The sequence below is a fragment of the Candidatus Marimicrobium litorale genome, from assembly GCF_026262645.1.
In the GTDB taxonomy this organism is placed as follows: Bacteria; Pseudomonadota; Gammaproteobacteria; order Pseudomonadales; family Halieaceae; genus Marimicrobium; species Marimicrobium litorale.
This window is the reverse complement of the sequence record NZ_SHNO01000001.1, coordinates 2,283,032-2,297,182: the sequence shown is the minus strand read 5'-3', so window position 1 is coordinate 2,297,182 and position 14,151 is coordinate 2,283,032. Positions and strand designations below refer to the sequence as shown.

Sequence of the window (14,151 nt, the reverse complement as noted above, 5' to 3'; positions counted from 1 at the left end):
CTTTTTTTGGTGCGCATCACCATTTCTAGAGGAGTTCTTATGAGCCAGCTTCTGGTTGTCGGTAACTGGAAGATGAACGGCTCCGAGGCTACTGTGGCCGCGTTGCTGGGAGAACTGGCTCTGGCCGTGCAGACATCCGGGGTGGACGTTGCCGTTTGTCCTGCCTATGTGCACCTCGGGCAGGCAGTGAAAGTGGTTGCGTCCTCTCCCATTGCTGTCGGTGCTCAGGACTGTAGTCACAGGGCGACGGGTGCTTATACGGGTGAAGTATCGCCGGTTATGTTGTTCGATATGGGGTGTCGTTGGGTTATTCTGGGACATTCCGAGCGCCGTCAGTATCACGGTGAGTCCGATGCGCTGGTGGCGGCGAAGCTGGCAGCTGCTATAGAGGCGGGATTGTCGCCTATTGTTTGTGTCGGCGAGACCCGGGAACAGCGTGAATCGGGCGATGCGGAAAGTGTGGTCGCCGCGCAACTGCTAGGCGCTTTGAAGGCTCAGGCCGGTATTGACAGCCTGGTTGTCGCCTATGAACCGGTATGGGCTATTGGCACTGGATTGACGGCATCGCCACAGCAGGCACAGGCTATGCACGCTCATATAAAGTTGGTGCTGGAAGGAATCGCAGGTGTAGACGCGGCGACAGCACGCGTGCTCTACGGCGGCAGCGTCAAGGCGGATAATGCCCGGGAGCTCTTCGCCGAAGAGGATATCGACGGGGCGCTGGTAGGGGGAGCGTCGCTGGTCGCGAGTGAATTTTTGTCAATTGTCGGTGCCGCTAGCATCTGACAACAAAGTATGGTCCGTCCCGCGGAGGGCACTGGAATTATGGAACAGATTGTATTGATAACGCACCTGGTCTTGTCTTTGGGCATTATCGGCCTGATCATGCTGCAGCAGGGCAAGGGGGCCGACGTCGGCGCCTCGTTTGGTGCGGGCGCATCGCAAACCCTGTTCGGCGCAGACGGTGGCGGTAATGTGCTCACTCGCGCGACGGCGTGGCTGGTTGCCCTGTTTTTTGCTACCAGCTTTGGGTTGGCGCTGATTGTTAACCAGAAGTCATCGGTGGTCGATGACCTCGATCTCGCTATCCCGGAAGCGGCCGTTTTACAGGATGTCGCGCCAGCGGTTGACGATGAGTTGCCGCAAGTGGATACGGTCGTCCCGGCCGCCAGTGATGCCGGCGGAGATGACCTGCCGAAACTCGATTAACTGGAAAAGTGGTTTATTGCCGAAGTGGTGGAATTGGTAGACACGCTATCTTGAGGGGGTAGTGAGCTTTGCTCGTGCGGGTTCAAGTCCCGCCTTCGGCACCATTTAACTGTTTGACAAACGCTGGCGCTCAACCCGAGCGCTTGATTTATCTAGTGTTGACGCTCGGGCCCTGCTTAACGCTTTGCTGCTTGCGATCCGGAAAGTCTGCGGGCGGTGTGGAAATCACACGATGATCGATCACAAGGCGCTGACCGCTCGACAGGTCTGTTACCCCCTCTTCCCAGAATCCGCAAAGGACTGACCCGGTTGCTCCCCGGGAACGGGTAGACAGTCGGTCAATTTGTTTTCGTCATTGGTGCTGCTCGAGCAGGTCGCTGTCGTTGCAGCCGATCGTATCTCTGCACCACTTCCCCAAGTGGTGGCTTTCTTTTCCCGGTCTTTTTGCCGCTGCACTCTGATCGGCAGGGGCTGCGGCCCTAATGCTGATGGAACGACCGCCGAAAGAAAAAGTGTTATCAACTAGGCAGTGTCCCAGCTGTGCAAGAGAGAGATATCTGCAAAAAAACACCTGCATTCACTGCGGAGTGCCTGTGGGTTATGCTGCGCGATCCCGTAAAACAGACCTCATTTGCAGGTGTTTTGGTGGAGCTGTAATTGAGGTCGCACGTTTGCAAACACCTCATCCTTAGCGATTGCTGAGCATGAGGTGTGCTGGAGACACTGGGCATTTTCCGCCACATTGCGCCGAATAGCTGTTTGACAGGCATGGCTGCGCAGCGGAGTTCTTCAGGTTGCGTCGTCCATCGCGCTCTGCAGGTAATTTTGCAGGCCGACTTTTTCGATGAGGCCCAGCTGGGTTTCAATCCAGTCTACATGCTCTTCCTCAGACTCCAGGATGTCTTCCAGCAATTCCCGTGACACGTAATCCTTTACGGACTCACAGTAGGCGATGGCCTCCCTGAGGTCGGGGATTGCTATCATTTCCAGTTGCAGGTCGCACTTGAGCATTTCTGCGGTATTTTCCCCGATAAGCAGCTTCCCTAAATCCTGCAGATTGGGCAAACCTTCGAGAAATAAAATGCGCTCGGTGAGCTTGTCCGCGTGCTTCATTTCGTCGATAGATTCTTCGTACTCGTGTTCGGCCAGCTCCTTCAGGCCCCAGTCTTTGTACATGCGCGAGTGCAGGAAATACTGGTTGATCGCAACAAGCTCGTTGCCCAGGATCTTGTTGAGATGTTCAATGACTGTTGCGTCGCCCTTCATGATGCTACTCCATCGGCCTGAAAAGATGCGAAGTATGCGACGAGCGCAGCGCTTCGTCAATCATAAGCTATTGATTTATATGAACTAATGAGAATGAAAATCAGAGCGATTCGCACTTGTGTCGCCCTGCGAATGCCGTGTGTGGGGGGGAGGGTCAGCCTCGCTGTATCAGGTCGTTGCGAGATGCTTGCAGTGGCAAGCGAACAGGCTAGGTGAGGGCGTAGAACAGCTCCTGCTCGTTGCTGTTATCCAGCACGGTTTCGCGCAGTATCTCCCGCGTGAGCACGCCACATTTGCCGCACTGGCTGGCCACCCCCAATGTGTTGCGCACATCCTTGAGGGAGTGTGCACCCTGCTGGACTGCCTCGCGAATCTGGGTGTCGGTGATACCTTTGCAGAGACAAACGTACATTTGTCGAAATCCGTAATACCGTTAGAGAGTCGCAACATTAATCGTAATGAGAATGATTGTCAATAAGATTATGACAACAACGCATCAGGTTCGCGGGAGCACCCGTTAAATGACGCGATTGTGGGTGGATAGGCCAGCTTTTCCTCGTCTTGCGGTTGACCGGTAGGTACCCCCTCCCTATAATGCACAGCCTCGAAAACGGGGCCCGACAACCAGACGGGCTCACAAGTGACTTGCCAAGGGGCTCGTTGCGGTCGAGGAAGTTTGATGCGGGGTGGAGCAGCCTGGTAGCTCGTCGGGCTCATAACCCGAAGGTCGTCGGTTCAAATCCGGCCCCCGCTACCAATCGGTATTGTCAGCGTTATGGCCTGGCAATGCTAAGTTGAGAAAGCCCCTTTTCAGGGGCTTTTTCGTACATGGAGGAACGGTCGTCGGTGGCAAGCAAGAGTCAGCAGATTATGGAATTGCTGGAGCCCACGGTCACCGCAATGGGCTACGAGCTCTGGGGTGCAGAGTATCTGTCTCAGGGCCGCCACAGTGTGGTGCGGGTATACATCGATAACCCGGCAGGCATAACCGTTGATGATTGCGCCGCTGTCAGTGAGCAGGTCGGTGGCGTGATGGACGTTGAAGATCCGGTCACGGGAGAGTACACCCTGGAGGTGTCATCCCCGGGCATGGACCGTGTCCTGTTTACCCTGGCTCAGTATGAAAACTATGTTGGGGAGACATTGGATTTGCGGTTGCGCAGCCCTTATGAGGGCCGGCGGAAGTACAAGGGCACATTGAAAGGGATTGAGGGCGAGGACGTCGTGGTGCAGGTCGATGACCACGAGTTCCTGCTACCTCACGGCACAATTGAACGGGCGCGAGTGCAAGTCCGTGTGTAAAGCGCGGTAAAGGAATGGGTGATGCAAGTGATGAATAAAGAAATTCTGTTGGTTGCTGAGGCGGTGTCCAACGAGAAAGGAGTGTCCGAGGACATTATTTTCGAGGCGATTGAATTGGCGCTGGCGACAGCGACCAAGAAGCGTTATGACGAAGAAGCAGATATCCAGGTCACTATTGACCGCACAACGGGCGATTATGTTTCCAAGCGTCGCTGGCTGGTGGTGCCCGATGACGAAGTCGCACTGCTGGGCACCCAGTTTACTACCGAGGAAGCGATCGAGGAGGATGTCAACCTCAAGCCGGGTGATATTCACGAGATCGATGTCGAGAACGTGGAGTTCGGGCGTATTGCAGCGCAGACGGCGAAGCAGGTGATCGTGCAGCGAGTGCGCGATGCAGAGCGTGCACAGGTGGTGGAACAATACATAGATCGCGTTAATGATCTGGTGGCGGGGACAGTCAAGAAAGTTACCCGTGATAATGTCATCGTCGATCTGGGTAACAATGCAGAAGGCCTGCTGCCGCGCGAACAACTTGTCGGTCGTGAGACATTTCGCGTCAACGATCGAGTGCGTGCCATCCTCAAGGAAATCAGCACCGAATCCCGCGGTCCCCAGCTGATTCTGAGCCGTGCCTGCACAGAAATGCTCATCGAGCTGTTCAAAATCGAAGTGCCGGAAATCGCTGAAGAAGTCATCCAGATTCGCGCCGCGGCTCGCGACCCTGGTTCTCGCGCCAAGATCGCGGTCAAGACGAACGACCAGCGGATTGATCCGGTTGGAGCCTGCGTCGGCATGCGGGGTTCTCGAGTGCAGGCCGTATCCAATGAGCTGGACAATGAGCGTGTCGATATCGTGCTTTGGGACGACAATCCCGCCCAGTTGGTGATCAACGGCATGGCGCCCGCCGAAGTCGAATCCATCGTTGTTGACGAAGATAGTGGCACCATGGATGTGGCGGTATCCCAGGATAACCTGGCGCAGGCCATTGGTCGTTCCGGTCAGAACGTGCGCCTGGCGGCGCAGCTGACGGGATGGACGATCAATGTCATGAGTCTGGAGGATGCAGCCGAGAAGCACGAGGCCGAGGCGGGTCAGGTGATACAGGTGTTCATGGATAGCCTTGATATCGACGAGGACGTGGCTGAAATTCTGGTCGAGGAGGGCTTCACCACTCTGGAAGAAGTGGCCTATGTGCCGTTGGAAGAGATGACAACGATTGAGGGTTTCGATGAGGAAATTGCAGAAGAGTTGCGGGCGCGTGCGAAGGATGCCCTGTTGACGGCAGCAATTGCTTCAGAAGAAGAGTTGGGTTCGCATGAACCGGCTGAAGACCTGCTGACGATGGAGGGTATGGATCGCCACCTCGCTTATATTCTCGCTGGTCGCGCAATTGTTACGATGGAAGATCTCGCCGAACAGGGCGTTGATGATCTTATGGATATCCCGGATATGACTGAAGAGCGTGCCGGTGAATTGATTATGACCGCCAGAGCGCCTTGGTTTGCCGAAGCGGCAGAGGCCGAAGAATAACAGGCCCTTTTTCGGGATGACGAAAACAGGGTTGCAAGGAGAGTATTGAATGGCTCAAGTGACGGTACAACAGCTCGCTGAAGTGGTAGGCGCTTCCGCAGAACGGCTGTTGACGCAAATGAAAGAGGCGGGGCTGCCCCATAGTGCGGCCGAAGAGGCTGTGTCTGACGAAGATAAGCAGACATTACTGAAACACCTCAAGCGCAGTCACGGTGAGCCCGCTGACGCGCCCAAGCGCATCACGCTTAAGCGCAAAACGCTGAGTACATTGCGGACCTCCGGGTCTCAGGGCAGGAAAACAGTCAATGTGGAAGTGCGTAAAAAGCGCACTTACGTGAAACGAGATCCGGACAATCCCGACGAGCTGCCTGAAGAGGATATTGAGGCGCTGGAAGCGGAAGAAATTGAAGTGCCTGAGTCCGCTGAGGTTGCGCCGCCGGAGCCAGAAGTGCCCGAGCCAGTGGTGGAAGAGCCGGAGGAGGACGAATCAAATCTTGATCCAGAGGTACTTCGTCAACGTGCCGCCTCTCGTCGTAAGGCGCAGGAAGAGCGTGAGGCCGCGGAGCGTCAGGTCGCCGCTGAGGCACGCAAGGCAGATGCCGACGCCAAAGCGGCAGTAGAAGAAAACAAAACCACCAAAGAGAGCGGTGCCAAGAGGCCCAAGCGTCTGCATGAGGCGCCGAACACTGAGCCCAAAAGTGAAGACCGACGCAAGCCCCGCAGCAAGCTGGCCCGTAATGCGCCCTCCGGTCGCGGAAAGCAGCGTAGCCATAACCTTTCGCTGGCAGATATCGAATCGGAAACAGGTATTACGCGTCGCCGTGGCGGGCGCAAGAAGCTCAAGTCAGCGCATGCGGAACACTCCAAACATGGTTTTGAGATGCCGACAGAGCAGAAAATTCTTGAGGTTGAGTTGCTCGATACCATCTCGGTAGCTGATCTCGCGCAGCAGATGTCAGTGAAATCAGGTGCTGTCATCAAGGAGCTGATGAAGCTCGGTGTGATGGCGACAATCAATCAGATGATCGATCAGGATACCGCAACGCTGATTGTAGAAGAGCTTGGTCATGCGGTCAGGCTGGTCAGCGCCGATGCGCTTGAGGAAAGCCTGGAAGAGACCCTGTCTCAGCACGAAGGTGTCGAGGAGTCTCGCGCTCCGGTTGTCACAGTGATGGGTCACGTCGACCACGGTAAGACCTCGCTGCTGGATTACATTCGAAAAAGCCAGGTGGCCGACGGTGAGGCGGGTGGTATCACTCAACACATTGGCGCCTACCATGTGGATACCGATCACGGCATGGTGTCTTTCCTGGATACACCGGGTCACGCGGCATTCACCGCCATGCGGGCGCGGGGTGCTAAAAGTACGGATATTGTCATCCTTGTGGTGGCCGCCGACGACGGCGTTATGCCCCAGACCGAGGAGGCGGTTAATCACGCCCAGGCGGCGGGTGTGCCGATCATCGTGGCGGTGAATAAAATCGATAAGGAAGGTGCCGACGTAGAAAAAATCAAGGGTGAACTGGCGGCCAAGGAAGTCGTTCCCGAGGACTGGGGTGGCGATGTGCAGTTTATCAACGTCTCAGCGCAAACAGGTGAGGGTATTCCCGAACTTCTAGACGCCATTTTGTTACAGGCGGAATTGCTGGAATTGACTGCTGCGCGGGATGTGCCTGCACAGGGTATTGTGATCGAATCGCGCCTGGACAAGGGCCGTGGTCCTGTCGCCTCGCTGCTCGTGCAGAGCGGCACTCTGAATAAGGGAGATATCGTGCTGGCGGGCCTGCAGTTTGGCCGGGTGCGTGCCATGTTAGATGAGAACGCTGTGCCGATCGACACTGCCGGACCGAGTATTCCGGTCGAGATTCTGGGGTTGGATTCGACACCGGCAGCCGGTGATATTTTTGCCGTCGTTGAAAGCGAGAAGCGTGCTCGGGAAGTAGCTGGCTTTCGTCAGGAGAAGAGCCGTAATACCAAGTTACAGCGTCAGCAGGCGGCCAAGCTCGACAACATGTTTGAAAACATGACGGCGATGGATAAAAAATCCCTCAACGTGGTGATCAAGGCCGATGTGCGTGGTTCGCTGGAGGCGATTCAGTCGGCCTTGCTGGATCTGGGCAATGACGAGGTGTTAGTGAACATCGTTAGCGGCGGGGTTGGTGGTATTACCGAGACTGATATTAATCTTGCGGTGACGTCCAGTGCAGTCGTGTTCGGCTTTAATGTGCGTGCCGACAACGCGGCTCGCGCGCTGGTGGAGAGCGAGGCCGTAGATTTGCGTTATTACAACGTCATTTACGACTTGATTGACGATGTGAAGGCGGCTCTTACCGGTATGCTTGCGCCTGAGCTGCGCGAAGAGATTGTTGGCATCGCCGAGGTGCGCGATGTATTCCGTTCGCCAAAGTTTGGCCAGGTCGCGGGCTGTATGGTGACGGAGGGCACAGTATACCGCTCCAAGCCCATTCGCGTGCTGCGTGATAGCGTGGTGATTTACGAGGGCGAACTGGAGTCTTTGAGGCGCTTCAAGGACGACGCCAGCGACGTGCGTAACGGAATGGAATGTGGCATCGGGGTGAAGAACTACACCGATGTAAAAGTGGGAGACCTGATAGAGGTCTTCGAGGTCAAGGAGATTGCCCGCTCCCTGTGAGCGGCATTCTTATGAGCACTTCCAATGGCTAAGGAATACGCCCGAACCGAACGGGTGGCGGACCACCTGCAACGCGAACTTGCCTCCCTTATTCAGCGTGAGATGCGCGATCCGAGGGTCGGCATGGTCAGTGTTACGGGGGTAGATGTGAGTCGCGACCTCCGCCACGCGCGGGTCTACTATACGGTTCTGGGCAGTGATACCAGCGATGACGCTGCAGAGGCGACCGAGGCTCTGAATCGGGCCGCGGGATTCCTTCGCAGCCAGCTGTCCCGGGACAGCAGTATGCGCAGTGTGCCGCAGCTGCGGTTTTACTTTGACTCCAGTGTTGGTCGTGGCAGGGACTTGGAAGATTTGATCCAGCGCGCGGCTAGTGCGGATGGTCGTCATGAGGCGGAGGACTGACGGTGGCAAGGCGACGGCGTGGCCGGCCGGTGGATGGCATCCTGGTGCTGGACAAGCCTCAGGGTCTGAGTTCTAACCAGGCCCTGCAAAAGGCCAAGCATTTGTACTTTGCTGCCAAGGCAGGTCATACGGGTAGCCTTGATCCCCTGGCGACCGGCGTGTTGCCCCTCTGTTTTGGCGAGGCGACCAAGTTTTCCCAGTATTTGCTGGACGCAGACAAAGCCTACCAAAGCACCTTCGTGTTGGGTGTTGCCACCGCTAGCGGAGATGCAGACAGCGAGGTTCTGCAAGAGCGCAGTGTTGAGGGCATTACAGAGGCCGGCGTGGCACAGGCCCTGAGGGCCTTCGAAGGTGAGATAGAGCAGGTGCCCTCCATGTATTCTGCCATCAAGCAAAATGGCCAGCCGCTGTACAAGCTGGCTCGGCAGGGCATAGAGGTCGAGCGTGAGGCCCGTCGCGTAGTGATTAGCGCGCTGCGTATCGACGCCTTCCGAGGCGGCGAAAGGCCCGAAGTGGATATTTATCTGGAATGCAGTAAGGGCACTTACGTGCGCTCGCTGGCAGAGGATCTGGGCAAAGCTCTGGGATGTGGCGCGCATGTGAGCGCGCTGCGCCGCACCAAAGCGGGTCCTTTTGGTCTCGAACACAGCCACTCGCTGGGTACCCTGGAGGCCTTGAAAGCGCGGGAGCAGCTCGGTGAGATGGATGGGCTATTGTCCCCGCCAGATGCGGCTCTGGGTGAGCTACCGCTTGTGCAGTTGAGCGAATCCGGGGGATTTTATATGCGTCAGGGACAACCGGTAATGGTGCCAAATGCGCCGCGAGATGGTATTGTGCGCGTCGCGTTGGAGACCGGGGAGTTCCTCGGTGTAGGAGAAATATTGGATGATGGGCGCGTGGCGCCGCGTCGTCTGGTAGTGGGCCACTAGTCAGTGGCCCCCGGCGCGCTCGGCAGCATGCCGTCGCGTTGCGGTAAAACCTGTCGCCACAGGGTGGTGATACGAACCTGTCTGTAAATCTGCACGGTCAGGCTCGCTGTTTAACGAAGGGCATCATTTTGCCCGGGGCAGATTTTCAAAGAGGAAAGCAGTAATGGCATTAAATGTAGAAAAGAAAGCAGAGATAGTAAAAGAGTATCAGGTAGGTGAGGGAGACACCGGGTCTCCGGAAGTTCAGGTCGCACTGCTGACAGCGAATATCGAACAGCTGCAAGCGCATTTTCAAACCCACCTGAAAGACCATCATTCGCGCCGCGGCTTGATCCGTATGGTAAACCAGCGCCGAAAATTGCTGGATTATCTGCGCCGCAAAGATACAACACGCTACAGCGAACTCATCAAGCGCCTTGGCCTGCGTAGATAAGGTCCATGCCGTTAAGCCCTTGTTGGGGTGTTAATTGAGGCGGTATTCATGCCGGGGGTTCAGGGGAACGCCCCGGTGTCATATAAAGAATTTGGAGAAATAACGTGAATCCAGTAACCAAAACATTCCAGTACGGCGGACAGACCGTCAGTCTGGAGACCGGGCGTATTGCCCGTCAGGCGAGCGGTGCCGTTCTTGTAACAGTCGAGAACACGTCTGTGCTGTGTACCGTAGTCGCAGAAAAAACGCAGCGTCCGGGTCGGGACTTCTTCCCTCTGGCCGTCCACTACACTGAAAAAACCTATTCCGTGGGCAAGATACCCGGCGGTTTCTTCAAGCGGGAAGGTCGTCCCAGTGAGAAAGAAACCCTGACCTCTCGTCTGATCGATAGACCCATTCGCCCGCTGTTTCCGAATGGTTTCATGAACGAAGTGCAGGTGATCTGTACTGTGATGTCCGCGGATAAGCACATCGATCCCGATATTCCCGCCATGATAGGAACCTCTGCAGCGCTGGCTGTCTCTGGTTGCCCTTTCAAGGGGCCGATTGGCGGTGCCCGCGTCGGTTTTAACGACGCCAAGGGGTATATTCTCAACCCGACTTACGATGAGCTTGCCGATAGCAAGCTGGACATGATCGTTGCGGGTACCAAGGACGCTGTGTTGATGGTGGAGTCTCAGGCCGAGGAGCTTTCCGAAGATCAGATGCTCGGTGCGGTACTGTTTGCCCATCAGGAGATGCAGGCCGTTATTCAGGCGATTCAAGAACTGGTAGAAGAAGCGGGTAAGCCGCGCTGGGAATGGGAAGCTGAGCCAGTCAACGAAGCGCTGCTGGCCTCGGTCGAAGAGCAGGTGAAGGCCGATCTCGGTGAGGCGTACCGCATTACTGAGAAGGCAGCCCGCTATGAGCGAGTGGGAGAGATCCGCGATGCGGCGATGAAGGCCCTGGTCAGTGAAGGCGGCCCTACCGCAGACGACGTTAAGGATATCTTCAAGAAAATCGAGAAAGGGCTCGTGCGCAAGCGTATTCTGTCTGGTGAAGCGCGTATCGATGGGCGCGATAACCGCACCGTGCGGCAGATTGCCTGTGAAGTGGATGTGCTGGCTAAAGTACATGGCAGCGCACTCTTTACACGGGGTGAAACTCAGGCTATCGGTGCGGTAACGCTCGGTTCAACCCGAGACGCCCAGATCATCGATGCACTGGAAGGATCGCGTCGCGACCCGTTTATGTTGCACTATAATTTCCCTCCTTATTCAGTGGGTGAGGCTGGCCGCGTAGGCTTCACCGGTCGCCGTGAGGTTGGACACGGTCGCCTCGCCCGTCGTGGTCTTGCAGCTGTTTTGCCTAATCAGGAAGAGTTCCCTTACACCATTCGCGTGGTTTCTGAGATTACCGAATCCAATGGATCGAGTTCTATGGCCTCCGTATGTGTCGGCTCTCTTGGCCTCATGGCAGCAGGCGTGCCTCTGAAAGCGCCGGTTGCAGGGATTGCAATGGGTCTGGTCAAGGAAGGCAACCAGTTTGCAGTCCTGACTGACATCCTGGGCGATGAGGATCACCTCGGTGACATGGATTTCAAAGTGGCCGGTACGGCCGAGGGTGTTACCGCGCTGCAGATGGACATCAAGATTGAAGGGATCAACGAGCAGATCATGGAAGTGGCACTGGAGCAGGCCAAGGTTGCGCGTCTGCATATTCTCGGGCAGATGAATGAGGTGCTGCCGCAAGCGCGCCAAGTCACCTCTGAGAATGCGCCAAGCATGATGACCCTGAAGGTCGATTCCGACAAAATCCGTGACATCATCGGCAAGGGCGGTGCCACTATTCGCTCTATTACCGAACAGTCCGGTGCGACAGTTGACGTCGAAGATGACGGCACGGTGCGTATTTTTGGCCCGGATCAGGCATCGCGTGATGCCGCTGTCGCCATGGTCGAGGAAATCACTGCGGAGGCTGAAGTGGGTGCGGTGTATACCGGTACGGTGGCACGCATCGTCGACTTCGGTGCTTTTGTCAATATTTTGCCTGGTAAGGACGGACTGGTGCACATCTCCCAGATCGCCAATGAGCGGGTAGAAAATGTGACAGACCATCTGAGTGAAGGCGAGGAGGTGCGTGTGAAAGTGCTGGACGTAGACCAGCGTGGTCGTATCAAGCTGTCTATCAAAGAGCTGCTTGAGGACGAGGCGCCTTCCGGTAATGCGGCGGAAGCAGCCGAGTAAGGCACGGCTTCAATCCCGTAAAGATCAAGGGAGGGTCCGTCAGGACCCTCCTTTTTTTTCGTCTGAAAAGAAGGCTACGGGTTTAAGGCAGGGGTCTTCCTGAGGCGGTTTTATCTGCTGCCTCGGGTCGGGTGCCGGAGGTTGCGGGTGTGCCGTCAAGTTTGCGTAATGGGCGCTTTTTTTGCGCCCTCTCCGTTTCATTCCGGCACGTTTATCGGGTCGATCCACAGACTCAGGATGGTCTATTGGCCACCAGGCTTTCCACCACTGAAGGGTCTGCCAATGTGCTGGTATCGCCCAGGCTGTCCAGCTCGTTCTCGGCGATCTTGCGCAGTATTCTGCGCATGATTTTACCGGAGCGCGTTTTCGGCAGCCCGGGCGCCCACTGAATAATATCGGGTTTGGCAATGGGGCCGATTGCCTGCACACACAGGGCGATAAGCTCGTCTCGCAGGGTATCGCTGGGCTCTGTACCCTGCATCGGTGTCACATAGGCGTAGATGCCCTGTCCCTTGATGTCGTGGGGGAAGCCGACAACGGCGGCCTCCGCGATTTCGTCGTGCAGCACCAGCGCGCTCTCGACCTCCGCCGTGCCCATGCGGTGTCCGGACACGTTGAGTACGTCGTCTACCCGCCCCGTGATCCAGTAATAGCCGTCCTCGTCGCGCCTCGCGCCGTCTCCGGTAAAATAGTAGCCAGGATATTGGCTGAAATAAGTGTCTATCATGCGCTGATGATCACCGTAGACGGAGCGAATCTGTCCGGGCCAGGATGATTTTATGACCAGGTAGCCAGCGCCAGCGCCCTCAATCTGCTCGCCCTGTTCATTGAGCAGGGCGAGCTCCACGCCGAAAAACGGGCGCGAGGCAGAGCCGGGTTTCAAGTCGGTCGCGCCGGGTAGGGGGGTGATCATATGGCCTCCCGTCTCGGTTTGCCACCAGGTGTCCACAATCGGACAGCGCTGCTCGCCCACCACGTTGTAGTACCACTCCCAGGCCTCTGGATTGATTGGTTCACCCACCGTGCCCAGCAATTTCAGCGAGGCTCTGGAGCAGCGCGTGACAGGCTCGTCACCGAGGGCCTGCAGGGCACGTATCGCAGTGGGCGCGGTATAAAAGATATTCACCTTGTGCTTGTCTATCACCTCCCAGCAGCGCGCCGCATCCGGATACGTGGGGACGCCTTCAAACATCACGGAAATGGCGCCGTTGGCCAGCGGGCCATAAAGAATATAGGTGTGGCCTGTAACCCATCCTACGTCCGCGGTGCACCAGTAGATATCGCCATCGCGGTAGTCAAAGGTGTACTTAAAGGTCATGGCGGCCTGTAGCAGGTAACCACCCGTGGTGTGAAGGACACCCTTGGGCTTGCCGGTGGAGCCGGAGGTATAGAGAATGAATAGTGGGTCTTCCGACCCCATGGACTCGGCTGCGCATTCCGCGTCTGCGCCGGGTACAAGATCGTGATACCAGACGTCGCGCCCGTCGTGCCAGGCGGTGTTGCCGCCCGTGCGTTTTACCACCAGGCATGTGTGTACATTGGGGCACGCCGAAAGTGCTTTGTCCGCATTCGCTTTCAGAGGAATATTTTTTCCGCCGCGCACGCCCTCGTCGGCGGTGATCAGGGTCTGGCAATCGGAGTCAAGGATGCGGTCTTTCAATGCCTCGGGCGAAAAGCCTCCGAATACCACAGAGTGAACCGCGCCGATGCGGGCGCAGGCCAGCATGGCATAGGCAGCCTCGGGAATCATGGGCATATAGAGACAGACTCGATCGCCCTTGCGCACCCCTCGTGATTTCAAAACATTGGCGAGTCGGCAAACATGGTCTTTCAATTCGGCGTAAGTAATACGTTGGTCATCGCCAGGGTCGTCTCCCTCCCAGATTAAGGCTGTCTGGCTGGCGCGCTGCGGCAGGTGCCTGTCGATACAGTTATAGCTGACGTTCAGTTTGCCTCCGCTGAACCATTCAGCGACGCCCGCAACAAAATCGTAATTGCGCACGCTGTCCCATGGCTTGTCCCAGGTAAGGAACTCGGTCGCCATCTCTGCCCAAAAGCTGTCCGGATCGGCTAAAGAGCGTTGGTACAACGCCTGATAACTGTCGGCATTAATGTGTGCATCGCGGAAATTGTCGGGCACGGGGCGGGTGGTGGATTCAGACATGATGCCCTTTCCTTATCTCGTTATTTGGAACA

12 protein-coding genes and 2 tRNA genes are annotated in these 14,151 nt (G+C 56.6%); 11 read left to right on the top strand and 3 right to left on the bottom strand.

Annotation, left to right across the window (positions count from 1 at the left end; all coding sequences use genetic code 11):
• Window positions 1-39: 39 nt before the first annotated feature.
• From tpiA to EYC82_RS10275, 3 genes are all read left to right on the top strand, one after another.
• Window positions 40-786 carry a triose-phosphate isomerase gene (tpiA, locus tag EYC82_RS10285; RefSeq protein ID WP_279249440.1) on the top strand — a complete coding sequence of 249 codons (747 nt, stop codon included), beginning with the start codon at window positions 40-42 and terminating at the stop codon, window positions 784-786.
• Window positions 787-825: 39 nt separating this feature from the next.
• Entirely contained in the window at window positions 826-1,209 is a 384-nt protein-coding gene (secG, locus tag EYC82_RS10280) for a preprotein translocase subunit SecG (RefSeq protein WP_279249439.1), read from the top strand.
• Window positions 1,210-1,227: 18 nt separating this feature from the next.
• Window positions 1,228-1,313: transfer RNA gene (locus EYC82_RS10275), tRNA-Leu, on the top strand.
• Between the two features lie 685 nt (window positions 1,314-1,998).
• Here the strand turns inward: EYC82_RS10275 and bfr are convergent.
• Entirely contained in the window at window positions 1,999-2,475 is a 477-nt protein-coding gene (gene bfr, locus EYC82_RS10270; protein ID WP_279249438.1) for a bacterioferritin, read from the bottom strand.
• A gap of 208 nt (window positions 2,476-2,683) precedes the next feature.
• Window positions 2,684-2,887 (bottom strand): bacterioferritin-associated ferredoxin, encoded by a 204-nt coding sequence (locus EYC82_RS10265; protein ID WP_279249437.1) that lies wholly within the window; start codon window positions 2,885-2,887, stop codon window positions 2,684-2,686.
• A 268-nt stretch (window positions 2,888-3,155) separates the two neighbouring features.
• Between EYC82_RS10265 and EYC82_RS10260 the strand changes: the two genes are divergently transcribed.
• From EYC82_RS10260 to pnp, 8 genes are all read left to right on the top strand, one after another.
• Window positions 3,156-3,232 (top strand) — tRNA-Met (locus EYC82_RS10260).
• An 89-nt stretch (window positions 3,233-3,321) separates the two neighbouring features.
• Window positions 3,322-3,777 carry a ribosome maturation factor RimP gene (gene rimP / locus EYC82_RS10255; protein ID WP_279249436.1) on the top strand — a complete coding sequence of 152 codons (456 nt, stop codon included), beginning with the start codon at window positions 3,322-3,324 and terminating at the stop codon, window positions 3,775-3,777.
• Between the two features lie 30 nt (window positions 3,778-3,807).
• Window positions 3,808-5,310 carry a transcription termination factor NusA gene (nusA, locus tag EYC82_RS10250; protein ID WP_279249435.1) on the top strand — a complete coding sequence of 501 codons (1,503 nt, stop codon included), beginning with the start codon at window positions 3,808-3,810 and terminating at the stop codon, window positions 5,308-5,310.
• A 49-nt stretch (window positions 5,311-5,359) separates the two neighbouring features.
• On the top strand, window positions 5,360-7,963 hold the full coding sequence (infB, locus tag EYC82_RS10245) for a translation initiation factor IF-2 (protein WP_279249434.1): 2,604 nt from the start codon (window positions 5,360-5,362) through the stop codon (window positions 7,961-7,963).
• A 24-nt stretch (window positions 7,964-7,987) separates the two neighbouring features.
• Entirely contained in the window at window positions 7,988-8,368 is a 381-nt protein-coding gene (gene rbfA, locus EYC82_RS10240) for a 30S ribosome-binding factor RbfA (protein ID WP_279249433.1), read from the top strand.
• Between the two features lie 2 nt (window positions 8,369-8,370).
• Complete coding sequence (truB, locus tag EYC82_RS10235) at window positions 8,371-9,297, top strand: tRNA pseudouridine(55) synthase TruB (RefSeq protein ID WP_279249432.1); 927 nt, start codon at window positions 8,371-8,373, stop codon at window positions 9,295-9,297.
• A 163-nt stretch (window positions 9,298-9,460) separates the two neighbouring features.
• A complete protein-coding gene (gene rpsO / locus EYC82_RS10230) occupies window positions 9,461-9,730 on the top strand; it encodes a 30S ribosomal protein S15 (protein ID WP_279249431.1) in 270 nt (89 codons plus the stop codon).
• A 104-nt stretch (window positions 9,731-9,834) separates the two neighbouring features.
• Window positions 9,835-11,955, top strand: a complete 2,121-nt coding sequence (pnp, locus tag EYC82_RS10225; protein WP_279249430.1) for a polyribonucleotide nucleotidyltransferase — start codon at window positions 9,835-9,837, stop codon at window positions 11,953-11,955.
• 232 nt (window positions 11,956-12,187) lie between these two features.
• Here pnp and acs read toward each other — a convergent pair whose 3' ends face one another.
• Window positions 12,188-14,119, bottom strand: a complete 1,932-nt coding sequence (acs, locus tag EYC82_RS10220) for an acetate--CoA ligase (protein ID WP_279249429.1) — start codon at window positions 14,117-14,119, stop codon at window positions 12,188-12,190.
• Between the last annotated feature and the right edge of the window lie 32 nt (window positions 14,120-14,151).